This is a genomic window from Paracoccus sp. NSM, from assembly GCF_052379855.1.
GTDB lineage: Bacteria > Pseudomonadota > Alphaproteobacteria > Rhodobacterales > Rhodobacteraceae > Paracoccus.
Map to the genome: position 1 here is coordinate 181,517 of NZ_JBQTCG010000003.1, position 24,869 is coordinate 206,385.

Genomic DNA, 24,869 nt, shown 5'->3' on the forward strand with positions numbered 1-24,869 from the left:
TTGGCCGATCCGGCGCGTCAAGATTATTTGTGATGGAGCAAGAGATGTCCCGAACGATGACGGGTGCAAGAATGGTGGTCGAGGCGCTGCGCGATCAGGGCGTCGATACCGTATTCGGCTATCCGGGCGGGGCCGTGCTACCCATCTATGACGAGATTTTCCAGCAGAACGACATCACCCATGTGCTGGTGCGCCACGAACAGGGCGCGGTCCACATGGCCGAGGGCTATGCCCGCGCCACGGGCAAGCCGGGCGTCGTTCTGGTGACCTCGGGTCCGGGGGCGACCAATGCCGTGACCGGCCTGACCGACGCGCTGCTGGATTCGATCCCGCTGGTCGTCCTGTCGGGCCAGGTCCCGACCTTCATGATCGGCACCGACGGCTTCCAGGAGGCCGACACCGTCGGCATCACCCGCCCCTGCACCAAGCATAACTGGCTGGTCAAGGACACCGACAAACTGTCCGAGACGATCCACAAGGCCTTTCATGTCGCCACCTCGGGCCGCCCCGGCCCGGTGCTGATCGACATCCCGAAGGACGTGCAATTCGCCACCGGCAATTACGTCGGCCCGAAACAGGTCGAGGCAAGCCGCTATCAGCCGGTCAAAAAGGGCGATCTGGGCGCGATCACGCGTCTGGTCGAACTGATCGAACAAGCCGAGCGACCGATCCTCTATACCGGCGGCGGCGTGATCAATTCCGGCCCCGGCGCCAGCCAGTTGCTGCGCGAACTGGCGGACGCGACGGGCTTTCCGGTCACCTCGACCCTGATGGGGCTGGGCGCCTACCCTGCCTCGGGCAAAGGCTGGCTGGGGATGCTGGGGATGCACGGCCTCTATGAGGCGAATCTGGCGATGCATGGTTGCGATCTGATGATCAATATCGGTGCGCGCTTCGACGACCGCATCACCGGCCGGATCGCCGATTTCAGCCCCGGCTCGGTCAAGGCGCATATCGACATCGACCCCTCCTCGATCAACAAGGTCGTCCGCGTGGACGTGCCGATCGTGGGCGATGTCGGCCATGTCCTCGAGGATCTGCTGAAGGTCTGGAAGGCGCGCGGCCGCAAGGTCAATTCCGAGGGGCTCGCGCGCTGGTGGGCGCAGATCGAGGAATGGCGCGCGAAGAAGTGCCTGTTCTATCGCAACAGCGACACGATCATCAAACCGCAATACGCGCTGGAACGCCTTGAGGCGCTGACCAAGAACCACGACCGCTATGTCACGACCGAGGTCGGCCAGCACCAGATGTGGGCCGCGCAATATCTGGGCTTCGAGGGGCCGAACCGCTGGATGACCTCGGGCGGCCTTGGCACGATGGGCTATGGCCTGCCGGCATCCATCGGCGTGCAGATGGCCCATCCCGACGCGCTGGTCATCAACGTCGCGGGCGATGCCAGCTGGCTGATGAACATGCAGGAAATGGGGACGGCGGTGCAGTTCCGCCTGCCGGTCAAGCAGTTCATCCTGAACAACGAACGCCTTGGCATGGTCCGCCAGTGGCAGCAATTGCTGCATGGCGAGCGCTACAGCCAGTCCTGGTCGGACAGCCTGCCCGATTTCGTCAAGCTGGCCGAGGCTTTCGGCTGCGCGGGCGCGCAGGTGCGCGACCCCAAGGATCTGGACGCCGCCATCCAGCAGATGATCGATTATGACGGACCCTTCATCCTCGACGTTCTGGTCGAGAAGCACGAGAACTGCTTCCCGATGATCCCGTCCGGCAAGCCGCATAACGAGATGCTGCTGGGCGAGGCCGAAACGCAGGGCGTGATCGAATCCGAGGGCGCGGTGCTGGTCTGAGACCCGCCGGAAAGAGAGCAGAACCATGAACGCTTTGAACATCCAGAAGGGCATGTCCAGCCATTCGGCCTATGACCTGCGCGACCCCAATGCCCAGATCGAGGAAAGCCACACCCTCGCCATCATGGTCGAGAACGAGCCGGGCGTGCTGGCCCGCGTGATCGGCCTGTTTTCCGGGCGCGGCTACAACATCGACAGCCTGACCGTGGCCGAGGTCGATCACGCGGGCCACCGCTCGCGCATCACCGTGGTGACGCGCGGCACGCCCGCCGTGATCGAACAGATCAAGGCGCAGCTTGGCCGGATCGTGCCGGTGCATGAGGTTCATGACCTGACGGTCGAGGGGCCTGCCGTCGAACGCGAACTGGGCCTGTTCAAGGTGCGTGGTCAGGGAGAAAAGCGCGTCGAAGCGTTGCGCATCGCCGAGATCTTTCGGGCGAACGTGGTCGATTCGACGCTGGAGAGCTTTGTGTTCGAACTGGTCGGCACGCCGAACAAGCTGGACGCCTTCGCGGATCTGATGCGGCCTCTGGGGCTGGTCGATCTGGCGCGGACCGGCGTCGCGGCGCTGGCGCGCGGCGTCTGAAAGAAAGGGCGGCGGGTTCAGCCCGCCGCGCTTGTCCTCATGCGGGGCAAGGTCATGCCCGCAGAAACGACCTGTCTCTGATCGTCGCGCAGATTGACCACCCGCAAGCGGGCTTCTGGCTGCTCGGGCTGTGCCTCGGCCAGCAGGCGCGGCAATTGCGGACAGCTTTGTTCCGACAGCATCGACACGACCAGCGCATGGCGCAGATTGCCGATGGTCTGGGTCTCAAGCTCGACCAGATCGCCCGGTTCGGGCCAGCGTCCCTCGGCATCGACAAGATTGGTGCGCCCCTGAAGATAAGCGAGCGTCGCCTGATCCTCGCACCAGATGATCGCCTTCTCGCGCGACGCATTCGCCCAGACCACGACTCCGATCATCCGCTATCCTTCCTGCCGCAGTCGCCGCACGTGCAAAGTCAATTCAATTCTGCGAGCAATCGCAGTTAACGGGAAGTAAAGCAGAAATCCGCCGACTTGCCAGCGGTTTTGTTTCAACGAAAGAAGTTTTTTTCATCTTGCGGTTGCCTTGCGTCCGATGCGCCACAACCACATTTTTCAGCCATATTGCGCCCTTGGCTGTAACGCACCCGCGCCGGTCGGTTCGGATGATACGGCTTTCCTGCCGGATGGGGCCGAACGCCCCGCCTAGCGGACGCGCCCCGATTCCACATCACCGACGGCGCGCGAAACCTGCGCGATCCGCTGCGCGCGCGAGGGATGCGTGCCCAGGATATGGTTGCCGGGATCGGGGATTCGCTCGAACAGGCGGGCGCCGTTGATCGGGTTGTAGCCCGCATTCAGCGCGATGATCGAGCCGAGGTAATCGGCCTCCAGCTCCCAGTCGCGCGAATAGTAGCGCGAGCCGACATTGGCGCCGATCTGCTGCGCGCGCTCGATCGCGCCGGCATCGCCGCCATAGGCCGAGGCCAGCGTGCCCAGCACCACCGCCGCCGCCGACGCCGCGCCCGAGCGACGGTCGAGATGGTTCAGGATATGATGCGCGGCCTCGTGACCGACGACAAAGGCGATCTCGTCGGCATTACGGGTCTGGGCGATCAGCGACAGGGTGAAGCCCACGATCGGGCGGCCGTTGCGGTCCACCGTCTGAAAGGCGTTCGGTTCCTGGTTAGGGCGGTCATCGACGACAAAGGTGAAGTCGCAGCTGATCGGGCGCGTCCGGCGCAGCAGGCACTCCTCGCGCACGGTCGGCTCCATCCGGCGCATGACCTGAACGAAGGTGCGAGCCGCCGCATCCGGCGTGCCCTGATGCGCCGTCGCCGCGGGGGGCAGCGTCACGCGTGTGGCCACCGGCGCCAGAACCGGCCCGCCCGGCGCGGGCGCATCCATCGGCATGGGCGCGCAGGCGCCAAGGCCAAGCAGCCCCGCGAGGATCAGCGCCGGAAACCTGTTCAACCTGAGACCCATCGACCTGCCTCGACCCTGCCGTCATTCTTGTTGGTGCAAGCATATCCCGCGCGGTCGGCCCCTGCAAACCCCCGGCGCTTGTGCCCGGCGCGCAATCACGCGATTGTCGGGCCTGCATGACAGGAGGAAGCGATGTTCACCATCGAGCATGATTTCGACGCCACCGTGATCACGCTGATCGACGAGGCCGAGCCGAACACCCGCCCCCTGAACGAGGATGTGGTGATCCTGAATTTCGATGACCGCGTGGTGATCGAACAGATGAGCGACGATGGCGACGAGGTGGTCCGCATCACCTTCACCATGCATCAGCTGGCCGAATTGCGCGCCGCCCTGAACCTGCCCGAGGGCAATTACCGGCTGGAACGCCCCGCCTGAGCCCTGCAAGAGGAACCGATCATGCAGAACCGCAACGACGCCGCCATGGCCTTTCTGGCCGCCAGACGCTCGCATCCGCCCAAACTTCTGGCCGAACCCGCGCCAGACCGGGACGAGGTGATGCGCCTGCTGACCCTTGCCGCCCGCGCCCCCGATCACGGCAAGCTGGAACCCTGGCGCTTTCTGGTCCTGACGCGGCCCGTACTGGACCGCCTGACGCCGATCCTGCACAGGGCGGTTCTGGATGCCGGGCAGGACGAGGCCACTGCCGACAAGGCGGCCTCGGCCCTGTCATCGCCGCTGATCGTGGGGGTGATCCACAGCCCCGTCGAAAGCCCCAAAGTGCCGGAATGGGAACAGGTCCTGTCGGCGGGCGCGGTCTGTCTGGGGCTGGTCAATGCGGCGCTGGCCTCGGGCTGGGGGGCAAGCTGGCTGACCGGTTTCGCCGCGCTGAACCAGGATTTCGCGACGGCCCACTTGGGCCTTGAACCCGGCGAACGCGTGGCCGGGCTGATCCATATCGGCAGCCGCGGTGACGCCCCGCCCGACCGCCCCCGCCCGGATATCGAGGCCAAGACGCGCTGGCTGGAATGATCCGCGCGCTGCATGCCCTTGCGCTTGGCTGGGCGGATCTGCTGCGGCCCGCGACGCTGCGGCTTGTTCTGGCGGGCATGGCGCTGACGATCGGGCTGTTCATCGGGCTTCAGGCGGCGATCTTCTGGGCGCTGCGGCTGATGGTGCCGGGCGGTCTCGCGCTGCCCTGGCTGGGCGAGGTGCAGATCGGCCCGGTCCTGTCCTGGGGCTCGCTGGCGCTGTTTCCGTTGATGGGGATCTTCCTGATGGCGCCTGTCGCGGCCCTGTTCTCGGGCCTCTTCGCCGAGAATGTCGCCGCCGAGGTCGAGCGGCGGCACTATCCCGACCGACAGGGCGTGTCGCTGGATTTCATGGATTCGCTGCTGGAATCGCTGGCGGTCATGGCGGCGGTGCTGGGCATCGGCATCGTGGCGCTGCTGCTGACGCCGTTTATTGGCCCGCTGGCGCCGGTCATGTTCTACATGGCGAATGGCTGGCTGCTGGGGCGCGAGTTCTTCCAGATGGCGGCCCGCCGCCACCTGTCAGAGGTTGAGGCGCGCCGCCTGCACCAGCGTCATGCGGGGGCGATCCTGATCACCGGCGCGCTGGTCGCGGTGGGCCTGACCGTGCCGCTGCTGAACATCGCGCTGCCTCTGCTGGCGGCGGCGGCGTTCACGCATCTTTACCACAAGGTCAGCGGATCAGCTGATCCAGATGCGAGATATCCGAGCGGGTGATGATCTCGCCAAAGATGATGTAAGCGATCACCGCCCAGGTCGCCGAGGTGATCAGCGTCGTCCAGATCAGCTTGCGCCGCCAGGGCACGCCCGCCGGGGCGCCGGCATGGGTGCCGTGCACGATTTCGCCCGCATCGGCCTGACTGCGCTGGCCGATCGGCATGACGACGAACAGGGTCAGAAACCACAGGGACGCGTAAAGGACGATTCCGCCGGTCAGGCTCATCAGACTTGCTCCAGTTCGATCAGGCAGCCGTTGAAATCCTTGGGATGCAGGAACAGCACCGGCTTGCCATGCGCGCCGATCTTCGGCTCGCCCGAGCCGAGGACACGGGCGCCCTCGGCCTTCAGCCGGTCGCGCGCGGCCAGGATATCGGCGACCTCGTAACAGATATGGTGGATGCCGCCCGCGGGGTTCCGTTCCAGAAAGGCCGCGATGGGGCTGTCGTCGCCAAGCGGCGCGACCAGTTCGATCTTGGTGTTCGGCAGATCGATGAAGACCACCGTGACGCCGTGATCGGGCTCGTCCTGAGGGGGGTGGACGACCGCGCCAAGCGTGTCGCGATATTGTGCCGAAGATGCCGCAAGGTCCGGCACGGCGATGGCCACGTGATTCAGGCGTCCGATCATCTTTCCCTCCGTCTGGCGCGCGTTCTACGCCTTTCGACGAGCGGGGGAAAGAAAAACCGGGTGCGGTTAACCGCGCATTAGCGATTCGGGTCTTTACTGATGGAAAGCCGTTGAGGGGATCGAACCATGCAGACACATCAGCAGCACGCCGTCGAAAAGCCCTTGCCCATGTGGCGTTTATCGTTGCCGAAGCGGCCTTTGACCGGCCTGACGGTCCTGGTGGTCGAGGATTCTCGTTTCGCCAGCGAGGCGGTGCGACTGCTCTGCCTTCGCTCGGGTGCGCGGATTCGCCGCGCGGATTGCCTGGCCTCGGCGGCGCGGCATCTTCAGACCTATCGGCCCGCCGTGGTGATCGTGGATCTGGGCCTGCCCGACGGCGACGGCGCCGACCTGATCCGCCAGATGGCGCGCGCCGATCATCGCGTGCCGGTGATCCTGGGCATCTCGGGCGACCCGGATGCCGAGGACGTGGCCCTTGCCGCCGGCGCGGACGGGTTCCTGCCCAAGCCCGTCGAAAGCCTCGCGCGGTTCCAGCAGGCGATCCTGTCGGCCATGCCGCCCGAACAGACCGGACCCGGACTGCGGCTTTTGCCCGATGACATGATCCAGCCCGACCCGTCTGGCCTGCGTGACGATCTGGCCCATGTGGCCGAGGTGCTGACCCAGGCCAGCGACACGACCGAGATCGAGTATATCGCCCGCTTTCTGGCCGGCGTCGCGCGCTCGGCCCATGACGGGCCGCTGGAGCAGGCGGCCAATGCCCTGGCCCGCGATCACGAGGCGGGCCACGCGGTGGCGGCCGACCTCGCGCGGGTCAGCACGATGGTCCATGACCGCCTGTCCCGCGTAGCCGAAATGTAGGGCTCAGACCCGGATCTTGGCCGCGTCCCGCGCCAGCGCCTCGGCCGTGGCATTGCGGCGGTACCACATTGTCACGAAGGACGAGGTGATGACGATGAACAGACTGTAGAGAACTGGAATGAACAGCACCTCCTGCTGCTGCGTGCCGGTGAAGGTCAGCGTGATCACCAGCGCCGCCAGCGGCCCGTTCTGGATCCCCGTCTCAAGGCTGATGGTCCGGGCGCGGTTGCTGTCCTGCCGCAGGGCGCGCGCCATCCAGTAGCCCAGCAACATCCCCGTCAGGCCGATCCCGATGGCCGCGACATAGACCGGCAGGCCCGTGTTCAGCAGCATCTCGTAATTGCGCGGCACCCAGGACCCGATCAGGAACAGGATGACGACCACGCCCAGCAGAGACCCCAGAAGCTCGATCGTGGCACCGGCATTGGCGTTGACCTTTCGCAGCACCATGCCCAGCACCGTCGGCACCAGCAGCACCACCAGAACCTGCGCGATATTGCCCGCGGGGATGACATATTCGCCCGTCACCCCGGCCAGACCGCTATAGAAGCTCAGCAGCAGCGGCACCGTCACCACCGCGACCAGCGTCGAGACGGTGGTCATCATGATCGACAGCGCCAGCACGCCCTTGGAGAAATAGGCGAAGATGTTGCTGGTCGTGCCGCCCGGCATGCAGGCGATCAGGATCAGCCCCACCGCCATCGCCGGAGGCAGGCCCAGGATCATCGCCAGCGCGTAGCCCAGAAACGGCATGATGACGTATTGCGACAGCAGCCCGACCAGAATGCCCTTGGGCTTGCGGAACGCGATCAGGAAATCGCGCCAGGTCATCGAAGAGCCCATGCCCAGCATGATGACCATCATCATGATCCCGAGCAGCGTCGTTTCGGTTTCCGTCAGCATGGCGCACCCTTTCCGGCGAATTCACGGGCGATCTCGGCCTTGAGGTCCTTGCGGAGGATCTTGCCGATGGGCGATTTTGGCAGTTCGTCGCGGAAGATGATCGAACGGGGCCGCTTGTAATCGGTCAGATGGCTGCGGCAATGCGCGGTGATCTCGGCCTCGGTCAGCTCGGCCGGGTGGTCGGGATTGCGAACGATATAGGCGCGCACGGCCTCGCCCGTCCTGGCGTCGGGGATGGCGACGACGGCGGATTCAAGCACCCCCTCCATCAGGGACAGCACGTCCTCGATCTCGTTGGGATAGACGTTGAAGCCCGAGACCAGCACCAGATCCTTCTTGCGGTCCACGATCCGCAGGAAGCCGCCCTCGTCCATCACCGCGACGTCGCCGGTCAAGAGCCAGCCATCGCGCATTGCCTTGGCTGTCTCGTCATCGCGCTGCCAGTAGCCGCGCATGACCTGCGGGCCGCGCACCGCCAGTTCGCCCGGCTGGCCCTGCAGGGCCAGTTGGCCGTCATCGGCCATCAGCACGACATCGCAGCCCGGCACCGGCAAGCCGATGCTACCGGGGCGCGCGCGCTCGTCCAGCGGGTTGAAGCTGACCAGCGGCGCGGTCTCGGTCAGGCCGTAGCCTTCGGCCAGCGGCGTGCCGGTCATCGTCTGCCAGCGCCGCGCCACCGCCTGATGCAGCGCCGTGCCGCCCGCGATGGCCGCGCGCAGCCGACGCGGCGGATAGGCGGCGAACCATTCCTCGTTCATGAGGCCGTTGAAGAGCGTGTTCACCCCCGTGATCCAGGTCACAGGGTAGTTCTCGATCGCGCGCTGGAGGTTCTGCACCGGACGCGGCGAGGGGATCAGGATGTTGCGCGCGCCCAGTTCGAAAAAGGTCATCAGGTTCGCGGTGAAGGCGAAGATGTGGTAAAGCGGCAGCGCCGTCAGCACACAATCCTCGCGCGTCATCACCCCGCCCGAGACAGCATGGACCTGATCCAGATTGGCAAGGATATTGCCATGCGTCAGCATCGCGCCCTTGGCCACCCCGGTCGTGCCGCCGGTATATTGCAGCAGCGCCAGATCGTCGCGGCCCGTGCCCTGCCAGTAATCCGCGACCGCGACCTTGTGCGCGCGGCCCGCGCTCAGCGCCGCGCGCAGCCGCAGCGTGCGGGCGGGCAGGTCGGGCACGGGCGGCAGGACGCGGTTCCAGTATTTCTGCACGCCCCGCACGATCATGTTCGGCAGGGTCGGGAACAGCTCGGACACGCCCGCCAGAACCACGGTGCCGATATCGGTCTGCGGGATCACCTCGGCCAGCTTGTCGGCGAACATGTCCACGATGACCAGCACCTTGGCGCCGCTGTCGCGGAACTGGTGGATCATCTCGGGCGCGGTATAGAGCGGGTTCGTGTTCACCAGAACGCAGCCCGCCTTGAACGTGCCGAAAGCCGCGATCGGATAGGCCAGCCCGTTGGGCAATTGCACCGCCACCCGGTCGCCCGGCTGCAAACCGCAATCAACGCGCAGAAAGGCCGCGAAGGCGTCCGACATCTCGGCCAGCCTCGCATAGGACAGGCTGCCGTTCATCCCGTTCGGCACGACGCAGGTAAAGGCCGTCCGGCCCGCGTTCTTGCGGCAGGTCTGGTCGGCCAGATCCGCGAGGCTGCGATAACGCGGCGCGGGCAGGTCGTGTGGAATGGATGTGCCGTAGGACGCCAGCCACGGACGTGGCGGCGATGCGTCGTCGTTCATGCTTCCTCCCCGGGACTGTTCTTGTTCTCCGTCCCCGGAGGAATGTTACGCGACAATATCCTTGTGCGAAAAGCGGTTTGGCAGGGCGCGGACGCTACGGAATGCGCCCTGCCGTTGGGTCACTCGCGCGGCAGGACGCGCAGGCGCAGGTCGCGCAGCTGTTCGTTCGTGGGCTCACTGGGGGCGCCCATCATCAGATCCTCGGCGCGCTGGTTCATGGGGAACATGATGACCTCGCGGATGTTCTGCTCATCCGCCAGCAGCATCACGATCCGGTCGATCCCCGCCGCGCAGCCGCCATGCGGAGGCGCGCCATAGCGGAACGCCTTGACCATGCCGCCAAAGCGCTTTTCGACCTCGGAGGCCGGATAGCCCGCCAGTTCAAAGGCCTTGAACATGATCTCGGGCTTGTGGTTGCGGATCGCACCCGAGATCAGCTCGTAGCCGTTGCAGGCCAGATCGTATTGATAACCCAGCACCTTGAGCGGATCGCCCGAAAGCGCCTCCATCCCGCCCTGAGGCATGCTGAAGGGGTTGTGGCTGAAGTCGATCTTGCCGTCGTCGGTCTTTTCATACATCGGGAAATCGACGATCCAGGCGAATTTGAACTGGTTTTCGTCGATCAGCCCCAGCTCGCGGCCGATCTCGGTACGGGCGCGGCCTGCGACGGCCTCGAAGGCTTCGGGCTTGCCGCCAAGGAAGAAGGCCGCGTCGCCCTCGGCCAGACCCAGCTGCACGCGGATCGCCTCTGTCTTCTCAGCACCCAGAGCCTTGGCGATGGGACCGGCGGCCTCGGTCGAGCCGTCCTCGGCCTTGCGCCAGAAGATGTAGCCCATGCCCGGCAGGCCCTGCGATTGCGCAAAGGCGTTCATCCGGTCCGCGAACTTGCGCGACCCGCCGGTGGGGGCGGGGATGGCGCGGACCTCGGTGCCTTCCTGCTCCAAGAGCTTGGCGAAGATCGCGAAGCCCGAGCCGCGGAAATGGTCGCTGACGATCTGCATCTCGATCGGGTTCCTGAGGTCCGGCTTGTCGGTGCCGTATTTCAGAAGCGATTCCGCATAGGGGATCAGCGGCCAGTCGGCATCGACCCGGCGACCGCCGCCGAATTCCTCGAACAGGCCCTGGATCACGGGCTGGACGGTGGCAAAGACGTCCTCTTGCCGGACGAAGGACATCTCCATGTCCAGCTGATAGAAGTCGGTGGGGCTGCGGTCGGCGCGCGGGTCCTCGTCGCGGAAGCAGGGGGCGATCTGGAAATACTTGTCGAAGCCCGCGACCATGATCAGCTGCTTGAACTGCTGGGGCGCCTGCGGCAGGGCGTAGAACTTGCCCGGATGCAGGCGCGACGGCACCAGGAAGTCGCGCGCGCCTTCGGGGCTGCTGGCGGTGATGATCGGCGTCTGGAACTCGGTGAAGCCCTGGTCCCACATCCGGTTCCGGATCGAGCGCACGACCTTGGAGCGCAGCATGATGTTGTTGTGCAGGCTCTCGCGGCGCAGGTCGAGGAAGCGATAGGCCAGCCGCGTCTCTTCGGGGTAGTCCTGATCGCCAAAGACCGGCAAGGGCAACTCGTCCGCGGGGCCCAGCACCTCGATCTCGGTCGCGTAGACCTCGATTTCGCCGGTGGGCAGCTTGGGGTTCACCAGCGAAGCGTCGCGCAGCTTCACGCGGCCGTCGATGCGGATCACCGTTTCGGCGCGCAGCTTGTCCATCGCGGCAAAGGCCGGGCTGTCGCTGTCGGCCAGCACCTGCGTCATGCCGTAATGGTCGCGCAGATCGACGAACAGCACGCCCCCGTGGTCGCGCACCCGGTGGACCCAGCCCGACAGGCGGACGGTTTCCCCGGCATGGGCGGCTTTGAGGTCGCCGCAGGTATGGCTGCGATAGGCGTGCATGATCTTGGTCCCCGTGTTTCCAGCCCCCGCAGAAAACGCGGGACGCGCGGGAAGTCAACCATTGTCGCGGCGCTCAGAACGGGCGCGTGACATTGCCGGTGTAGAAATAGACACCCATCCCTATCGCGAACAGCAGGTTTCCCGCCACGGCATGCAGCACGAAGGCCGCCGGAAAGCCGTGGCGCAGATAGGCGCGCGCGAAGATCCAGCCCCCGATGAAGGTCATCGCCGCCACGATCCAGGACCAGTACATCAGATGCGCGAAGGCGAAGATCCCAGCATTCAGCGCGATGGCCCCCTGCCCGTTCGGCAGGATTGCCCCGTAGCGGTGAAAGAACAGCGGGCGAAAGACCAGTTCCTGCGGCAGCGCCGACAGAAGCGGATAGAGCAGGAACAGCACAATAAGGAAGTCGGGCCGGTTGCGGGGCAGGAACCACAGGGCCTCGGGGCGCATCAGCGACAGGATGATCCAGCCCGCCGCCAGCGTGGCCGCGCTGATCCCCGCCAGTTCCAGCCAGGGCATCCGCCGCCAGCCGCGCACCAGCGCCCGCCATTCAAAGCCGCCCGTGCGCCACAGCAGCGCCATGCCAGCGACGGTCAGCAGCGCCAAGGCTGTGAACAACTGCCCCGGCGGCAGCACCAGCGCAATGACAAGCGGCGCCCCGATATAGAGCGCCGCGAATTCCACCATCAGCCAGCGATGTGCCTGTCTTACCTGACCATGCGTCTCTGCAACCATCTTGCCCAGTCCTGAGCCGAGCCGGCAAAGGCGTTGATGTCAGTGTCCCCCTGGATGCCGGGGACGATGCCAGTGCCGGTATATTGCCAGAAGGTCCAGCGCTGCCCGGGATAGGTCACGCTGGGGTGATTGGCGACCGAGCGCAGCCAGAATTCGGCATTCATGCGCCCCATGTCGTTCTCGCGGTAGAAATCTACGGTGGTGTAGATGATCGGCCGCTGCCCGTAATGCCGCCCGACGATATCCATGAAGATGTTCGCCTCGCGGTGGATCTCGCTGGCCGGGGGACGGCGCGGGCAATTGCGCGAGTTCGTCCATTCAAGGTCCAGCACCGGCGGCAGCGATCCGGCCTCGCGCGGGACGTTCTGAATGAACCAGCGCGCCTGTTCGGCCCCGGTGCGGCAGAAGAAGTAGAAGTGATAGCCCCCCCGCGGAATGCGGGCCTGAGCAGATTGCGCCCAATAGCGGCGGAAATTGGGGTCGACATGATCGCCTCCTTCGGTCGCCTTGATGAAGGCGAAGCTGATGCCCGCATTGCGCACCCGCATCCAGTCGATGTCGCCCTGCCAGCGCGACACGTCGATGCCGTGGACCTGATGCACGTAGGGCGAGCCGCCGCTCCAGGGATGGGGGGCGCGATCGCCAAGCGCGGGGTTCGCGCCCGGTCCGGGCGAGGTCTCCATGACGCCGCGTCCGATCTGCGGGGCGCTGCTTCGTGGCGGGGTTCGGGAACATGCCACCGCTACCGACACAATCAGCACTCCAAGCAGCAGCCTGACCAGATGTTTCATCCTGCCCCGTTCCCTCTTGTCCGAGATCATCGCCTGTCCGTGCTTGCCGCACGTTTGTTGCGTTTATCTCAGAGGCCGAGGGCAAAGTCACCGCGCGAAGGCGGTCACGAAACCGTCAGGATGTCACAAGGTCCGGTACCCCGCGCCTTACGGGCTGGGGGTGGCCGGGTCGTCCATGGGCGCGCCCGTCGTGGCGGGCTCGGGCGTCAGGGCGTCGGATGTGACCGGGGGCGCGGTCTCTTCCTCGCGGCCGGCGGCTTCGGTCGTGGGCACGCTGGCGGGGGGCGCGGTGTTGGCGATGCCGTCGCCGCCGTCATCGACGACGCCGGGCCGGAACACCATGAAGGCGATCAGCGCGGCCAGCAACGCCACCGCAATCGCGATCAGCGCGGGCTTGTGGCGCGAGGCCGCTTTGGGGGGTTCGTGGTTATGGGACATGTCATGCTCGCAATTCGCTCTGTTATCTGGCCAACGCGGCGGCAAAGGCCGGGGTTCCCCCCGCCTCCGCGACAAGGGGCGCGGCTTGGGGTGCCCGGCGGCGCCCTCCATTCGGCAGCCGTTCGATGCAAATGGAGAGGTCCGGTAGACACTGGCACGGATATTGCCACATCCTTCTGGTTGAACAGAGGGTGGGCCATCATGCTTGAACAGACGACTGACGAAGCCGCATTTCAGCCGGGGGCGATGCCGGACACTGACGGGCAACTGGACGCCATTGCAGATGCCGCCACCCGCCTGGGGCACGATATCGTGGACGTGACCGGGTTCCTCGATTCGGTCCTGGAGGCGGCCAAGGATCAGGCCGCGCGGCTGGAAACGGTCAGCCAGGCGTCGGGGCGGCTTTCTGCCGCGGGCCTGTCGATGATCGACCTGTCCGATCGTCTGGGCGGCGATTTCGAATCGCTGTCGGGCACGCTGGAACGGGCCTCGGGGCAATTGCGGACAGCGATGGGCAGCAGCCAGGACGTGATCGCCTGGGTCGCCACCTTCGCCTCGCGGCTGGCCCAGATCGACCAGGCCATGGCCGCAGCCCGCAGATCCAACCAAGAGATCCTGCGCATCGCACGCGAGGTGAACATCCTCGCCATCAACGCCCGGATCGAGGCCGTGCGCGCCGGGTCCGCCGGCAGCGGCTTCGGCATCATCGCCGAGGCCGTGACGAACCTGTCGGGCCAGACCGAAAGCGCCGCGCGCGACGTGACCGAAACGATCCAGTCGCTTGGCGTGATGCTGCGCGACCTTCAGGCCGAGGCGGCCCAGACCTCGGAACAGGCCGGGGCCAGCCTGACCCAGACGCGCGAGGCGGAAACCGCCCTTGGCGTCGTGTCGCAATCCAGCGGCATCATCGGCACCCATCTGCACGAGATGCGCGACAGCGCGGGCCGGATGCGCCATGAGGTCGACGCCTTCGGGCCGGTCTTCGACGCGCTCGGGGCCTCGGTCCGGCATCAGACCGGCACGGTGGACGAGGCGCGGGGCCGTGTCGGCGGGCTGATTTCGCAAAGCGAGGGGTTGATCCAGACGGCCTATGCGCTTGGCGGGCGGACCGACGACGCGCGCCAGATCGACGATGTGCAGCGCCGCGCCCGCGCCCTGTCGCAGGCGCTGGAAGCGGCGGTCGAGCGGGGCGAGATCTCGGCCGAGGCGCTTTTCGACACACGTTACCAGCCCATTCCCGGCACAAACCCGGCGCAGGTCATGGCGGCCTTCACGCCCGTGACCGACCGCCTGTTCCCCCCCATCCAGGAAGAGGCGCTGGCCGCCAATCCCGGCGCGGTGTTCTGCGCGGCGGTGGATCGCAACGGTTATCTGCCCACGCATAACCGCCGCTTTTCCCAGCCGCAGGGGCGCGATCCGGTCTGGAACATGGCCAATTGCCGCAACCGCCGCATCTTTGACGATCGCGTGGGGCTGGGGGCCGGGCGTTCCACCGCGCCCTTCCTGATGCAGGTCTATCGCCGCGACATGGGCGGCGGGCAGTTCGCCATGATGAAGGACGTCTCGGCGCCGATCTTCGTTCATGGCCGCCATTGGGGCGGGCTGCGTCTGGCCTATGCGTTCTGATCGCAGGAGGGCGCGTCAGAGGCGGCGCTGCGACCCCATGCCCAGCACCCGCGCCCGCTTGCGCGGGTCGCTGTCGAACAGGGCGGCCAGCTGCTCGGTGATGGCTCCGGCCAGTTGCTCGGCATCGGTGATCGTGACCGCGCGCTGGTAATAGCGTGTCACGTCATGGCCGATGCCGATGGCCAGCAATTCCACCGCGCGCTTCTTTTCCACCATCGCGATCACGTCGCGCAGGTGGCGTTCCAGAAAGTTCGCGGGGTTCACCGACAGGGTGCTGTCATCGACCGGGGCGCCGTCGGATATGACCATCAGGATCTTGCGCGCCTCGGGGCGCTTCAGCAGGCGTTTATGCGCCCATTCCAGCGCCTCGCCGTCGATGTTTTCCTTCAGCAGCCCCTCTTTCATCATCAGGCCCAGATTGGGGCGCACCCGCCGCCAGGGCGCATCGGCGGGCTTGTAGATGATGTGGCGCAGATCGTTCAGGCGACCGGGCTGGGCGGGGCGGCCATTGGCCAGCCACGCCTCGCGCGATTGCCCGCCCTTCCAGGCGCGGGTGGTGAAGCCCAGGATCTCGACCTTGACGCTGCAGCGTTCCAGCGTGCGGGCCAGAACGTCGGCGCAGATCGCGGCGATGCTGATCGGGCGCCCGCGCATCGAGCCCGAGTTGTCGATCAGCAACGTGACGACCGTATCGCGGAACTCGGTGTCCTTCTCGACCTTGAAGGACAGGGGCGTCGTCGGGTTCGCCACCACGCGCGCCAGACGGCCCGCATCCAGCACGCCTTCTTCCTTGTCGAATTCCCAGCTGCGGTTCTGCTGGGCCTGAAGGCGGCGCTGCAGCTTGTTGGCCAGCCGCGAGACAGCGCCACGCAGCGGGTCAAGCTGCTTGTCCAGATAGGCGCGCAGGCGTTCCAGCTCGGCCGGGTCGGCCAGATCCTCGGCGCGGATCTCCTCGTCCCAGGTCTGGGCAAAGACCTTGTAATCGGCGCTGGCCTCGCTGACCGGAGGCGGCAGGTCGGGCGGGGTCTCGGCCTCGGGCATCTCGGCCTCGTCGCCCATCTCCTCGTCCGAGGCATCGTCCATGCTGACCTGGGCCTGCCGCTCGTCCTGGGTCTGTTCCTGGCTGCGTTCGGGGCTGGCCTCGGCCTCGTCGCTGTCATCCTGCTCGCGCGACTGGTTGTCGCCGGATTCCTCTTCCTCTTCCGAGGAATCGTCGCCGTCGTCTTCCTGAGGTTCGTCCGGGTCCTCGCCCAACTGGTCGCCATAGCCCAGATCGCTGATGATCCGCCGGGCCAGGCGCGCAAAGGTGGATTGATCGGCCAGCGCCGCGTCCACATCGGCCAGCGCACCGCCTGCCTGTTCCTCGATGAAGGGGCGCCACAGATCGGCCACATGCTGTGCGCCGGGCGGCAGGGCGCGGCCCGTCGCCGCCTGACGCAGCACATAACCCGCCGCCACCGACAGGGGCGCGTCGGCGGGCGACTTGATCTGCGCATAGCCCTTCTTGTCGGCATCCGCGCCGATCCGCACGTCGATATTGGACAGCGCGCCGGGCATGTCGCGGGCGCCCAATGCCTCGCAACGGGCGGTTTCCAGCGCCTCGTAGATCTCTCGCGCCATGGGGCCTGCGGGGGCATAGCGCGCATGGGTCGCGGCGTCGTGATGGCGCATCCGCATCGCCAGCGCATCGGCGGTGCCGCGCGCCAGCAGAACCTCGTCGCGCGACATCCGGCGGCTGACCAGAGGCAGACGCATCGTGTCGCCCGTCACCCCGGCCGGGTCGGCGCTGAAGGTCACGTTCAGCTCGCCCTCGCCCGACAGGGCGCGCGTGGCCTCGGTCAGGGCCTTCTTGAACGGGTCGGCGGGATTGTCGGATTTCATCATGACCAAGATAGACCACCACGGGCGCCCGCAGGCAAGGGGGCGCGGCTGCGCCTAGTCGCCACCCTCAAAGCGGCAGAAATCGGGCGCCGCACCGCCCCGCGCGGCCCATTCGGCGGGCGTCAGGCGCAACGCCTCGCGGCCCGTCAGGGTCACGTCATCGGCATCAGGCGCACCCGAAGCCGACTCCCACCGCCCGGACAGAAGGTTCCAGTCGCAGCGCCCGGTGGCGGCGGTGATGCGGTCCCAGCTGGACAAGGTATAGCCCGCCACCAGAACCTGACCGTCGCGTTCGGCAAGGGTCAGCGTTTCTTCCCAGGCATGGCGACCGACGGCGGTCTGCTGGGCGTGAACCCGCAGGCTGCCATTCGGCGCGACATCGAGGAAGGGCCCCTGCCCCGCCATCTGCCCGGCCCAGACCAGACCGCGCACCACGACGACAGGCTGGCCTGCCGCTTCGTCGGGATGGCCCGCAAGGATGACCAGATCGGCCAGCCCCTCGGCCTCGTCGGCCAGAAGGATGGCGCGTTCCTCGCCGATATGGGCATCCGAGATCTCGACCGTGACCGCCGACAGGATGCGCGGCAGGATCGCCGCCTCGTCCGCGCCAAGCTGGGCCAAGGCCGGCCCGGCCATCAGCGAAAACGCCAGCGCCGCGCGCATCACTGTGCCTTGGCGGCCGCGCTTTCGGGCAGCTCTTCGTCGAACAGGCGCTGATAGAACTCGGCCACGGTCTGACGCTCCAGCTCGTCGCACTTGTTCAGGAAGGTCAGCCGGAAGGCATAGCCGACATTGTTGAAGATGCGCGCGTTCTGCGCCCAGGCGATGACCGTGCGAGGCGACATGACCGTGGACAGGTCGCCCTGCATGAAGGCGGTGCGCGTCAGGTCGGCCAGCGTCACCATCTGGCCGATGGTCTTGCGGCCCTTCTCGTTGTTGTATTGCGGCACCTTGGCCAGAACGATCGCGGCCTCGGCATCGTGGGACAGGTAGTTCAGCGTGGCGACCAGCGACCAGCGGTCCATCTGGCCTTGGTTGATCTGCTGCGTGCCGTGATAAAGGCCGGTCGTGTCGCCCAGACCAACGGTGTTGGCGGTGGCGAACAGGCGGAAATAGGGGTTCGGGGTGATGACCTCGTTCTGGTCCAGCAGGGTCAGCTTGCCGTCGGCCTCCAGCACGCGCTGGATCACGAACATCACGTCGGCGCGGCCCGCATCGTATTCGTCGAACACGATGGCGGTGGGGTTGCGCAGCGCCCAGGGCAGGATGCCTTCGTGGAACACCGTCACCTGCTTGCCATCGACCAGCTTGATCGCGTCCTTGCCGATCAGGTCGATCCGGCTGACATGGCTGTCCAGGTTCACCCGCACGCAGGGCCAGTTCAGCCGCGCGGCCACCTGTTCGATATGCGTCGATTTGCCCGTGCCGTGATAGCCCTGGATCATCACGCGGCGGTTATAGGCAAAGCCCGCCAGGATCGCCATCGTGGTGTCGGGGTCGAACTTGTAGGTGCTGTCGATCTCGGGGACGCGCTCGGTCCGGTCAGCGAAGCCCTTGACCTTCATGTCGCTGTCCAGACCGAACACTTCGCGCAGGTCGATCTCTTCGGTGGGTTTGGCGTTCATGTCCAGCATCGGTCCGGCCCTTTCCTGCATGTCGGCGCATTGATCGCGCATTCCCGCCGAAGGCGCAAGGAGGCCGCGTTGACGCGCCATGCCCCCTTTCATAAGGTGGCGCCACTTTCCACAACAGGACGGACAGCCCGTGACAGACGTTCGCCGCACCGAACTGGAGCAGATGATCGCCCGCGTGGCCCTTGGGGACCGCGAGGCCTTCGACCGGCTTTACGAGGCGACCTCGGCCAAGCTTCACGCCATCTGCCTGTCGGTCCTGAAAGACCGCCCCGAGGCCGAGGAAACGCTGCAGGAGGTCTATATCCGCATCTGGCAGAACGCCGCGCGCTATGCCTCGAACGGATTGTCGCCGATGACCTGGCTGATCACGATCGCGCGCAACCGTTCGATCGACCGGCTGCGCGCGCGCAGTTCGCGCCCCGCCACCGCCCCCGCCGAGGCGGCCGAGACCATGCCCTGCGACGCGCCCAGCCCGGAACATGCAACCATTCGCGCGCAGGAACGGCGGATGCTGGACGAATGTCTGGCCCAGCTGGCCGCGCCGCAGGCCCATGCCGTGCGGGCCGTCTATCTTGAAGGCGTCACCTATGCCGATCTGGCCGAACGCGAGGGGATGCCCATCAATACCGTGCGAAGCTGGCTGCGCCGCAGCCTGCTGCGCCTGAAGGATTGTGTGAGCCAATGACCGAGGATCTTCCCCTCACGCCCGACGAACAGGATCAGGCGCTGGCCGCCGAGCTGGCGCTTGGGCTGCTCTCCGGCCCCGAAGCCGAGGCCGCCGTGGCGCGCCTGTCCACCGATCCGGCCTTTGCCCAGCTTGTGCGCGACTGGCAGGAGCGGCTGGCCGCGATGGCCGAGAACCTGACCCCGGTCATGGCCCCCGCCCGCGCCCGTCAGGGCATCCGCGAAAGGCTGGGACATATCGCCGCGCCGCTGGCCGAGGACCCCGCCGCGCCCAGCGGCTGGTGGCGCGGCCCCTGGGCGGTTCTGGGCGGCCTGCTGGCCGTGGCCGTCCTGGCCGCGGTCCTGGTCCTGCCGGGCCTGCCGGGCCGCGAGGCGCCCGCCCCCGCCGCGCCCGACTATCGCGCCGAACTGATATCCGAGGATCAGGCGCTGCGCGTTGCTGCACTGGTCGATGGCCGCGAGATGGAGATCGCGTTGGAAGCCGGTCCCCCCGCAGCGGGCCGGGATTACGAGATCTGGTGGATCGAACCCGACGGGTCGGCCCCCATCTCGATCGGCCTCGTCCCGCGAGAGGGCAATCTGCGCATGACCCTGCCCGAGGGTCTGGACCCGTCCGACGCAATCCGCATCGCGCTGTCCAACGAACCCGAGGGCGGCTCGCCCACCGGGCAGGCGACCGGGCCGGTCGTCGCCATCGCGCCGCTCACGTCATCGTGATGAACTGAACCGGGGCGCGGGCAACTTGGCCGCGCCCGCTCCGTGGATGGAGGCAGAGGGTGCAAAGCGCACCCCGCCAACGGAGGAAAACCAAATGCGTAAAGCGACCCTGAAACTCGGTGCCCTGTTTGCCGCCAGCATCGCGCTGGCCGTGCCCGCCATCGCGCAGAACCGCATCGTCGGCGGCGCCGAGATGTTTCCCAACCGCAACATCGTCGAGAATGCCGTGAACTCGGCCGATCACACCACGCTGGTCGCCGCCGTGCAGGCCGCCGGTCTGGCCGAGACGCTGACCGGTGCAGGCCCCTTCACCGTCTTCGCGCCGACCAACGCGGCCTTTGCGAAACTGCCTGCGGGCACGGTCGAGGACCTGCTGAAGCCCGAGAACCTGGCCACGCTGCAGACGATCCTGACCTGCCACGTCGTCCCGACCGAGGCGTTCTCGCCCGCTGTCGGCCGCATGATCATGCAGGGCGGTGGCAGCGCCGAGTTGCAGACGGTGGGCGGCTGCACGCTGACCGCCTCGATCCGCGAGCGTGACAACGCGCTGCTGATCTCGGACGAGAATGGCACCACGGCGGTGGTGAACATCCCCGATGTGGATCAGGCCAACGGCGTCATCCACGTGATTGACACGGTGCTGCTGCCCGCCTCGTAAGGCCGCCTGCCCGCCGACACCAGACCCGCCCGGCGCCGCGCCCGGGCGGGTCTTTTCATGCCGCATCACGGCACCATGGCGATCACGCCGATGTCAGAACGGTGTGATCGCCACGCGGCAACTTCGGTGCGTCGCCCTCGTGGATAAGGGCATCGGGCGAAGGGATCGCCCGCCACCATAACTGGAGGATATCATGACCATCCGCTTCAAGACCCTCGGTGCTTCGATCCTTGCAACCAGCATGATGGTGGCCCTGCCGGCCATGGCTGACAATCACGCCAATCCGATGGTCGGCGGCGCCGAGATGCTTGCCGAGCGCAACATCGTCGAGAACGCCGTGAACTCGGCCGACCACACCACGCTGGTCGCCGCCGTTCAGGCCGCGGGCCTTGTGGACACGCTGGCCGGTGAAGGCCCGTTCACGGTCTTTGCCCCCGTCAACGCCGCTTTTGAGGCGCTGCCCGACGGCACGGTCGAGACGCTGCTGCAGCCCGAGAACCTGGAACAGCTTCAGACCATCCTGACCTGCCATGTCGTCGCCGGTGACGTTCACGCGGCCCAGGTGGCCGAACTGATCGAGGCCGGCGGCGGCGAGGCCGCGCTGGAAACCGTGGGCGGGTGCACGCTGACCGCCTCGGTCGCCGAGGACGGCTCGGTCCAGATCACCGACGAGAACGGCAATGCCGCCACCGTAACCATCGCCGATGTGGACCAGTCGAACGGCGTCATCCACGTCATCGACGCGGTGCTGCTGCCCGCCTCGTAACGCGCCCCTGTCCCTGACCGCCCCCGCCCGAGGGGCGGCAAATCAGGCCCGCATCCCCTACGGATGCGGGCCTTTTTGCGTTTTGGCGGACGATTTTGTTCGCATTCACAGAAAACGCTCACGTGAGGAAAACACGCGCGCATGAACGAATAATATTGACCGTATAGTCTGAATTTTACATGACTGTTACATTGGCTTTGCGGGACCGTCACAGCACGCCGATAGGCGGGGCGCGTCACGCAACCCCAAAGGGGAGGAATGAGGGAACATGATCCGTTACAGCACAGCATCCGCGATTGCGCTGATCGCCTCGTTTGGTGCCGCTCAGGCCCAGACCACCGTTGAATGGTGGCACGCCATGGGCGGCGAGCTTGGCGCTAAACTCGAGCAGGTCGCGCAGAACTTCAACGACAGCCAGGACGAATTTCGGGTGATGGCGTCCTACAAGGGCACCTATCCCGAGACGATGACTGCCGCGATCGCCGCGTTCCGCGCGAACCAGCAGCCCGCCATCGTGCAGGTCTTCGAGGTCGGCACCGGCACGATGATGGCCGCCGAGGGCGCGATCGTTCCCGTCTATCAACTGATGGAAGAGCACGGCGACGGTTTCGACCCGTCGATCTTCCTGCCGCAGGTCGTGGGCTACTACACCGACACGAACGGCAACATGCTGTCGATGCCGTTCAACAGCTCGACCCCGATCCTCTATTACAACAAGACCGTGTTCGAGGCCGCCGGCCTTGACCCCGAACAGCCCCCCCGGACCTGGCAAGAGCTGGAGCAGATGAGCCGCCAGATCATGGAATCCGGCGCGGCGCCCTGCGGCTTCACCAGCCAGTGGATCAGCTGGATCCAGACCGAGAACTTCAGCGCCTGGCACAACCAGCCCATCGGCACCGGCGAGAACGGCTTTGCCGGTCTGGATTCGCGCCTGACCCTGAACGGCGAGGCGCAGGTGCGCCACTGGGGCAACCTGAAGCAATGGGCCGACGAGGGCCTGTTCCGCTATGGCGGCCCGGTGGGCGGCGACAACGCACCCCCGGCGTTCTACGCGCAGGAATGCGCGATCTACATGGCCAGCTCGGCCGCCCGCGCGGGCGTGATCGCCAACACGGAAGGCTTTGATCTGGGCTTTGGCATGCTGCCCTATTACGACGATATCGAGGGCGCGCCGCAGAACTCGATCATCGGGGGCGCCACGCTGTGGGTGCTGTCGGGCAAATCGGACGAGGAATACAAGGCCGTCGCCGCGTTCTTCGACTATCTGACCCAGCCCGAGGTGCAGGCCGACTGGGCCGAGCCGACCGGCTATCTGCCGATCACCCAGGCCGCCTATGACCTGTCCACCGAGCGCGGCTTCTACGCCAACAACCCCGGCGCGGAAACCTCGATCCAGCAGATCACCCTGAACGAGCCGACCGAGAATTCGAAGGGTCTGCGTTTCGGGAACTATGTCCAGATCCGCGGCATCATCGACGAAGAGTTCGAGCAGATGCTGGCCGGTTCCAAGGACGCCCAGGGCGCGCTGGATTCGGTCGTCGCCCGCGGCAACGACCTGATCGAACAATTCCAGGCGCAGAACCAGTAACCTGCCCCGGATGATTGCAGGGGCCGCGCGTCACCGCGCGGCCCCTCTTGGCACTTTTCCCCGATCCGCATGAAGGCCCGTCACCCGGATGAAGCGCACGATATTCAACAGCCAGCTTCTGCCCTGGCTTCTGCTGGCTCCGCAGCTGGTGATCACATTCATCTTCTTCCTGTGGCCAGCCGCCCAGGCCATCCGGCAGAGCTTCCTGCGCCAGGACGCTTTCGGCATCCGCACGACATTCGTCGGCTTCGAGAATTTCGAGCGCCTGCTGAACAGCCCGGAATACCTGAACTCTTTGCAGGTCACGGCGGTCTTTGCCATCTCGGTCACGTTGCTGTCGATGGGTTTCGCGCTGCTTCTGGCGGTGGCGGTGGACCGGATGCTGCGGTCGGGGCGCGTCTACACGACGGCTCTGGTCTGGCCCTATGCGGTGGCGCCTGCGGTGGCGGGCATCCTGTGGTGGTTCATCTTCAACCCGACCGTGGGGATCATGCCCTATGTGCTGGGCCAGCTGGGCTATGACTGGAACCATATCAGCAATCCGGGCGACGCGATGACGCTGGTGGTCATCGCCAGCGCATGGAAGCAGATCAGCTACAACTTCCTGTTCTTCCTGGCCGGGCTTCAGGCGATCCCGAACAGCCTGCGCGAAGCCGCCGCCATCGACGGCGCGGGCCCGGTGCGGCGCTTCTTCGACATCACCTTTCCGCTGCTGTCGCCCACGACCTTCTTCCTGCTGGTCGTCAACATCGTCTACGCCATGTTCGACACCTTCGCCGTGATCGACACCACGACGCGCGGCGGCCCCGCCCAAGCCACGAACATCCTGGTCTACAAGGTCTATTTCGACGGCTTCGTGGGCCAGAACATGGGCTCGTCGGCGGCGCAATCCGTATTCCTCATGCTGATCGTGACGGTGCTGACCGTGATCCAGTTCCGCTTCATCGAGAAGAAGGTGGCCTATTGATGATCGAGAACCGCCCCGGCCTTCACCTGGCCGCCCATCTTCTGCTGATCTTCGGCGTCTGCGTCGTCGCCCTGCCGGTCTGGGTGGCCTTCGTCGCCTCGACCCACGGGCCGACGGCCTTCATGTCGGGCACGATCCCGATGTGGCCCGGCCCGCATCTGGTCGAGAATTACAGCCGCATGCTGGACAGCGGCCTGTCGACCAGCGGCACGCCTGCGGTCGGCCACATGATGCTGAACAGCCTCATCATGGCCATGTGCATCGCGGTCGGAAAGATCGTGATCTCGGTCCTGTCGGCCTTTGCCATCGTCTATTTCCGCTTTCCCTTCCGGGGGCTGGCCTTCTGGTGCATCTTCGTGACGCTGATGCTGCCGGTCGAGGTGCGGATCGTTCCGACCTTCCAGGTCGTGGCCGATCTGGGGATGCTGAACAGCTATGCGGGCCTGACGATCCCCCTGATCGCCAGCGCCACGGCCACGTTCCTGTTCCGGCAGGTCTTCCTGACCATCCCGGACGAGCTGACCGAGGCCGCCCGCATCGACGGCGCGGGCCCGATGAAGTTCTTCCGCGACATCCTTCTGCCGCTGTCGCGCACCAATATCGCGGCGCTTTTCGTGATCCTGTTCATCTATGGCTGGAACCAGTATCTCTGGCCGCTGCTGATCACGACCAGCGCCGACTATTACACAATCGTTGCTGGCATCCGGCGCATGGCTGACGCCGTGGACGGTCTGCCGCAATGGCATCTTGTCATGGCGACAGCCATGCTGGCGATGATCCCGCCCGTTCTGGTGGTGATCTTCATGCAGCGCCTGTTCGTCAAAGGCCTTGTCGAGACGGAGAAATAAC

Annotated in this window: 27 protein-coding genes; 14 read left to right on the forward strand and 13 right to left on the reverse strand. The window is 66.1% G+C overall.

Features of this window, described 5'->3' with window-relative positions; translation table 11 throughout:
* Window positions 1-44: 44 nt before the first annotated feature.
* Both ACTZWU_RS06825 and ilvN read left to right on the forward strand, forming a co-directional pair.
* Window positions 45-1,799, forward strand: coding sequence for an acetolactate synthase 3 large subunit (locus tag ACTZWU_RS06825; RefSeq protein ID WP_444736608.1), 1,755 nt, complete (start codon window positions 45-47; stop codon window positions 1,797-1,799).
* Window positions 1,800-1,824: 25 nt separating this feature from the next.
* Complete coding sequence (ilvN, locus tag ACTZWU_RS06830; RefSeq protein WP_444736609.1) at window positions 1,825-2,385, forward strand: acetolactate synthase small subunit; 561 nt, start codon at window positions 1,825-1,827, stop codon at window positions 2,383-2,385.
* A gap of 17 nt (window positions 2,386-2,402) precedes the next feature.
* Here ilvN and ACTZWU_RS06835 read toward each other — a convergent pair whose 3' ends face one another.
* Window positions 2,403-2,762 (reverse strand): hypothetical protein, encoded by a 360-nt coding sequence (locus ACTZWU_RS06835; protein WP_444736610.1) that lies wholly within the window; start codon window positions 2,760-2,762, stop codon window positions 2,403-2,405.
* A 267-nt stretch (window positions 2,763-3,029) separates the two neighbouring features.
* Window positions 3,030-3,797 carry a M48 family metallopeptidase gene (locus ACTZWU_RS06840; protein WP_444736611.1) on the reverse strand — a complete coding sequence of 256 codons (768 nt, stop codon included), beginning with the start codon at window positions 3,795-3,797 and terminating at the stop codon, window positions 3,030-3,032.
* Window positions 3,798-3,941: 144 nt separating this feature from the next.
* Between ACTZWU_RS06840 and ACTZWU_RS06845 the strand changes: the two genes are divergently transcribed.
* Genes ACTZWU_RS06845 through ACTZWU_RS06855 form a run of 3 tightly spaced genes read left to right on the forward strand, consistent with a single transcriptional unit; the run spans window position 3,942 to window position 5,497 of the window.
* The gene (locus ACTZWU_RS06845; protein WP_444736612.1) at window positions 3,942-4,187 is read left to right on the forward strand and encodes a hypothetical protein; all 246 of its coding nucleotides are present in this window, start codon (window positions 3,942-3,944) and stop codon (window positions 4,185-4,187) included.
* Between the two features lie 21 nt (window positions 4,188-4,208).
* Window positions 4,209-4,781 (forward strand): nitroreductase family protein, encoded by a 573-nt coding sequence (locus ACTZWU_RS06850; RefSeq protein ID WP_444736613.1) that lies wholly within the window; start codon window positions 4,209-4,211, stop codon window positions 4,779-4,781.
* Window positions 4,778-5,497 carry an EI24 domain-containing protein gene (locus ACTZWU_RS06855; RefSeq protein WP_444736614.1) on the forward strand — a complete coding sequence of 240 codons (720 nt, stop codon included), beginning with the start codon at window positions 4,778-4,780 and terminating at the stop codon, window positions 5,495-5,497. Before ACTZWU_RS06850 ends, ACTZWU_RS06855 begins: the two co-directional genes overlap by 4 nt.
* Here the strand turns inward: ACTZWU_RS06855 and ACTZWU_RS06860 are convergent.
* Both ACTZWU_RS06860 and mce read right to left on the reverse strand, forming a co-directional pair.
* The gene (locus tag ACTZWU_RS06860; protein WP_444736615.1) at window positions 5,454-5,723 is read right to left on the reverse strand and encodes a DUF1467 family protein; all 270 of its coding nucleotides are present in this window, start codon (window positions 5,721-5,723) and stop codon (window positions 5,454-5,456) included. The two genes, ACTZWU_RS06855 and ACTZWU_RS06860, sit on opposite strands and share 44 nt — an antisense overlap.
* Window positions 5,723-6,127, reverse strand: coding sequence for a methylmalonyl-CoA epimerase (gene mce / locus ACTZWU_RS06865; RefSeq protein ID WP_444736616.1), 405 nt, complete (start codon window positions 6,125-6,127; stop codon window positions 5,723-5,725). Before mce ends, ACTZWU_RS06860 begins: the two co-directional genes overlap by 1 nt.
* A gap of 126 nt (window positions 6,128-6,253) precedes the next feature.
* On the opposite strand from mce, the gene ACTZWU_RS06870 reads away from it, so the two are divergent.
* Entirely contained in the window at window positions 6,254-6,988 is a 735-nt protein-coding gene (locus ACTZWU_RS06870; protein ID WP_444736617.1) for a response regulator, read from the forward strand.
* 3 nt (window positions 6,989-6,991) lie between these two features.
* Here the strand turns inward: ACTZWU_RS06870 and ACTZWU_RS06875 are convergent, their stop codons facing one another.
* The 6 genes from ACTZWU_RS06875 to ACTZWU_RS06900 form a co-directional block, all read right to left on the reverse strand.
* The gene (locus ACTZWU_RS06875) at window positions 6,992-7,891 is read right to left on the reverse strand and encodes a bile acid:sodium symporter family protein (RefSeq protein WP_444736618.1); all 900 of its coding nucleotides are present in this window, start codon (window positions 7,889-7,891) and stop codon (window positions 6,992-6,994) included.
* The gene (locus ACTZWU_RS06880) at window positions 7,885-9,636 is read right to left on the reverse strand and encodes an AMP-binding protein (RefSeq protein WP_444736619.1); all 1,752 of its coding nucleotides are present in this window, start codon (window positions 9,634-9,636) and stop codon (window positions 7,885-7,887) included. Before ACTZWU_RS06880 ends, ACTZWU_RS06875 begins: the two co-directional genes overlap by 7 nt.
* A gap of 119 nt (window positions 9,637-9,755) precedes the next feature.
* Complete coding sequence (gene aspS / locus ACTZWU_RS06885; protein WP_444736620.1) at window positions 9,756-11,531, reverse strand: aspartate--tRNA ligase; 1,776 nt, start codon at window positions 11,529-11,531, stop codon at window positions 9,756-9,758.
* Between the two features lie 73 nt (window positions 11,532-11,604).
* Window positions 11,605-12,270, reverse strand: a complete 666-nt coding sequence (locus ACTZWU_RS06890; protein WP_444736621.1) for a CPBP family intramembrane glutamic endopeptidase — start codon at window positions 12,268-12,270, stop codon at window positions 11,605-11,607.
* Window positions 12,243-12,953 carry a glycoside hydrolase family 25 protein gene (locus ACTZWU_RS06895; RefSeq protein WP_444736622.1) on the reverse strand — a complete coding sequence of 237 codons (711 nt, stop codon included), beginning with the start codon at window positions 12,951-12,953 and terminating at the stop codon, window positions 12,243-12,245. The genes ACTZWU_RS06890 and ACTZWU_RS06895 overlap by 28 nt, the downstream gene beginning before the upstream one ends.
* A gap of 255 nt (window positions 12,954-13,208) precedes the next feature.
* Window positions 13,209-13,499 (reverse strand): hypothetical protein, encoded by a 291-nt coding sequence (locus ACTZWU_RS06900; RefSeq protein ID WP_444736623.1) that lies wholly within the window; start codon window positions 13,497-13,499, stop codon window positions 13,209-13,211.
* 201 nt (window positions 13,500-13,700) lie between these two features.
* Here ACTZWU_RS06900 and ACTZWU_RS06905 point away from each other — a divergent pair, with 201 nt between their 5' ends.
* Complete coding sequence (locus ACTZWU_RS06905) at window positions 13,701-15,125, forward strand: methyl-accepting chemotaxis protein (protein ID WP_444736624.1); 1,425 nt, start codon at window positions 13,701-13,703, stop codon at window positions 15,123-15,125.
* Between the two features lie 15 nt (window positions 15,126-15,140).
* Here ACTZWU_RS06905 and cobT read toward each other — a convergent pair whose 3' ends face one another.
* The 3 genes from cobT to cobS are packed head-to-tail and all read right to left on the reverse strand — an operon-like array spanning window position 15,141 to window position 18,640.
* Window positions 15,141-17,009 (reverse strand): cobaltochelatase subunit CobT, encoded by a 1,869-nt coding sequence (gene cobT / locus ACTZWU_RS06910; RefSeq protein ID WP_444736625.1) that lies wholly within the window; start codon window positions 17,007-17,009, stop codon window positions 15,141-15,143.
* A gap of 51 nt (window positions 17,010-17,060) precedes the next feature.
* Complete coding sequence (locus ACTZWU_RS06915; protein ID WP_444736626.1) at window positions 17,061-17,669, reverse strand: hypothetical protein; 609 nt, start codon at window positions 17,667-17,669, stop codon at window positions 17,061-17,063.
* Window positions 17,669-18,640 (reverse strand): cobaltochelatase subunit CobS, encoded by a 972-nt coding sequence (gene cobS, locus ACTZWU_RS06920; RefSeq protein WP_444736627.1) that lies wholly within the window; start codon window positions 18,638-18,640, stop codon window positions 17,669-17,671. Before cobS ends, ACTZWU_RS06915 begins: the two co-directional genes overlap by 1 nt.
* A gap of 130 nt (window positions 18,641-18,770) precedes the next feature.
* Between cobS and ACTZWU_RS06925 the strand changes: the two genes are divergently transcribed.
* The 7 genes from ACTZWU_RS06925 (at window position 18,771) to ugpE (ending at window position 24,868) form a co-directional block, all read left to right on the forward strand.
* The gene (locus ACTZWU_RS06925) at window positions 18,771-19,325 is read left to right on the forward strand and encodes a sigma-70 family RNA polymerase sigma factor (protein ID WP_444736628.1); all 555 of its coding nucleotides are present in this window, start codon (window positions 18,771-18,773) and stop codon (window positions 19,323-19,325) included.
* On the forward strand, window positions 19,322-20,041 hold the full coding sequence (locus tag ACTZWU_RS06930; protein WP_444736629.1) for an anti-sigma factor: 720 nt from the start codon (window positions 19,322-19,324) through the stop codon (window positions 20,039-20,041). Before ACTZWU_RS06925 ends, ACTZWU_RS06930 begins: the two co-directional genes overlap by 4 nt.
* 94 nt (window positions 20,042-20,135) lie before the next feature.
* On the forward strand, window positions 20,136-20,699 hold the full coding sequence (locus ACTZWU_RS06935; RefSeq protein ID WP_444736630.1) for a fasciclin domain-containing protein: 564 nt from the start codon (window positions 20,136-20,138) through the stop codon (window positions 20,697-20,699).
* 193 nt (window positions 20,700-20,892) lie between these two features.
* The gene (locus ACTZWU_RS06940) at window positions 20,893-21,465 is read left to right on the forward strand and encodes a fasciclin domain-containing protein (RefSeq protein WP_444736631.1); all 573 of its coding nucleotides are present in this window, start codon (window positions 20,893-20,895) and stop codon (window positions 21,463-21,465) included.
* Window positions 21,466-21,733: 268 nt separating this feature from the next.
* On the forward strand, window positions 21,734-23,053 hold the full coding sequence (gene ugpB / locus ACTZWU_RS06945; protein ID WP_444736632.1) for a sn-glycerol-3-phosphate ABC transporter substrate-binding protein UgpB: 1,320 nt from the start codon (window positions 21,734-21,736) through the stop codon (window positions 23,051-23,053).
* 88 nt (window positions 23,054-23,141) lie between these two features.
* The gene (gene ugpA / locus ACTZWU_RS06950) at window positions 23,142-24,020 is read left to right on the forward strand and encodes a sn-glycerol-3-phosphate ABC transporter permease UgpA (protein WP_444736633.1); all 879 of its coding nucleotides are present in this window, start codon (window positions 23,142-23,144) and stop codon (window positions 24,018-24,020) included.
* The gene (gene ugpE / locus ACTZWU_RS06955; RefSeq protein WP_444736634.1) at window positions 24,020-24,868 is read left to right on the forward strand and encodes a sn-glycerol-3-phosphate ABC transporter permease UgpE; all 849 of its coding nucleotides are present in this window, start codon (window positions 24,020-24,022) and stop codon (window positions 24,866-24,868) included. Before ugpA ends, ugpE begins: the two co-directional genes overlap by 1 nt.
* Window position 24,869 lies beyond the last annotated feature (1 nt).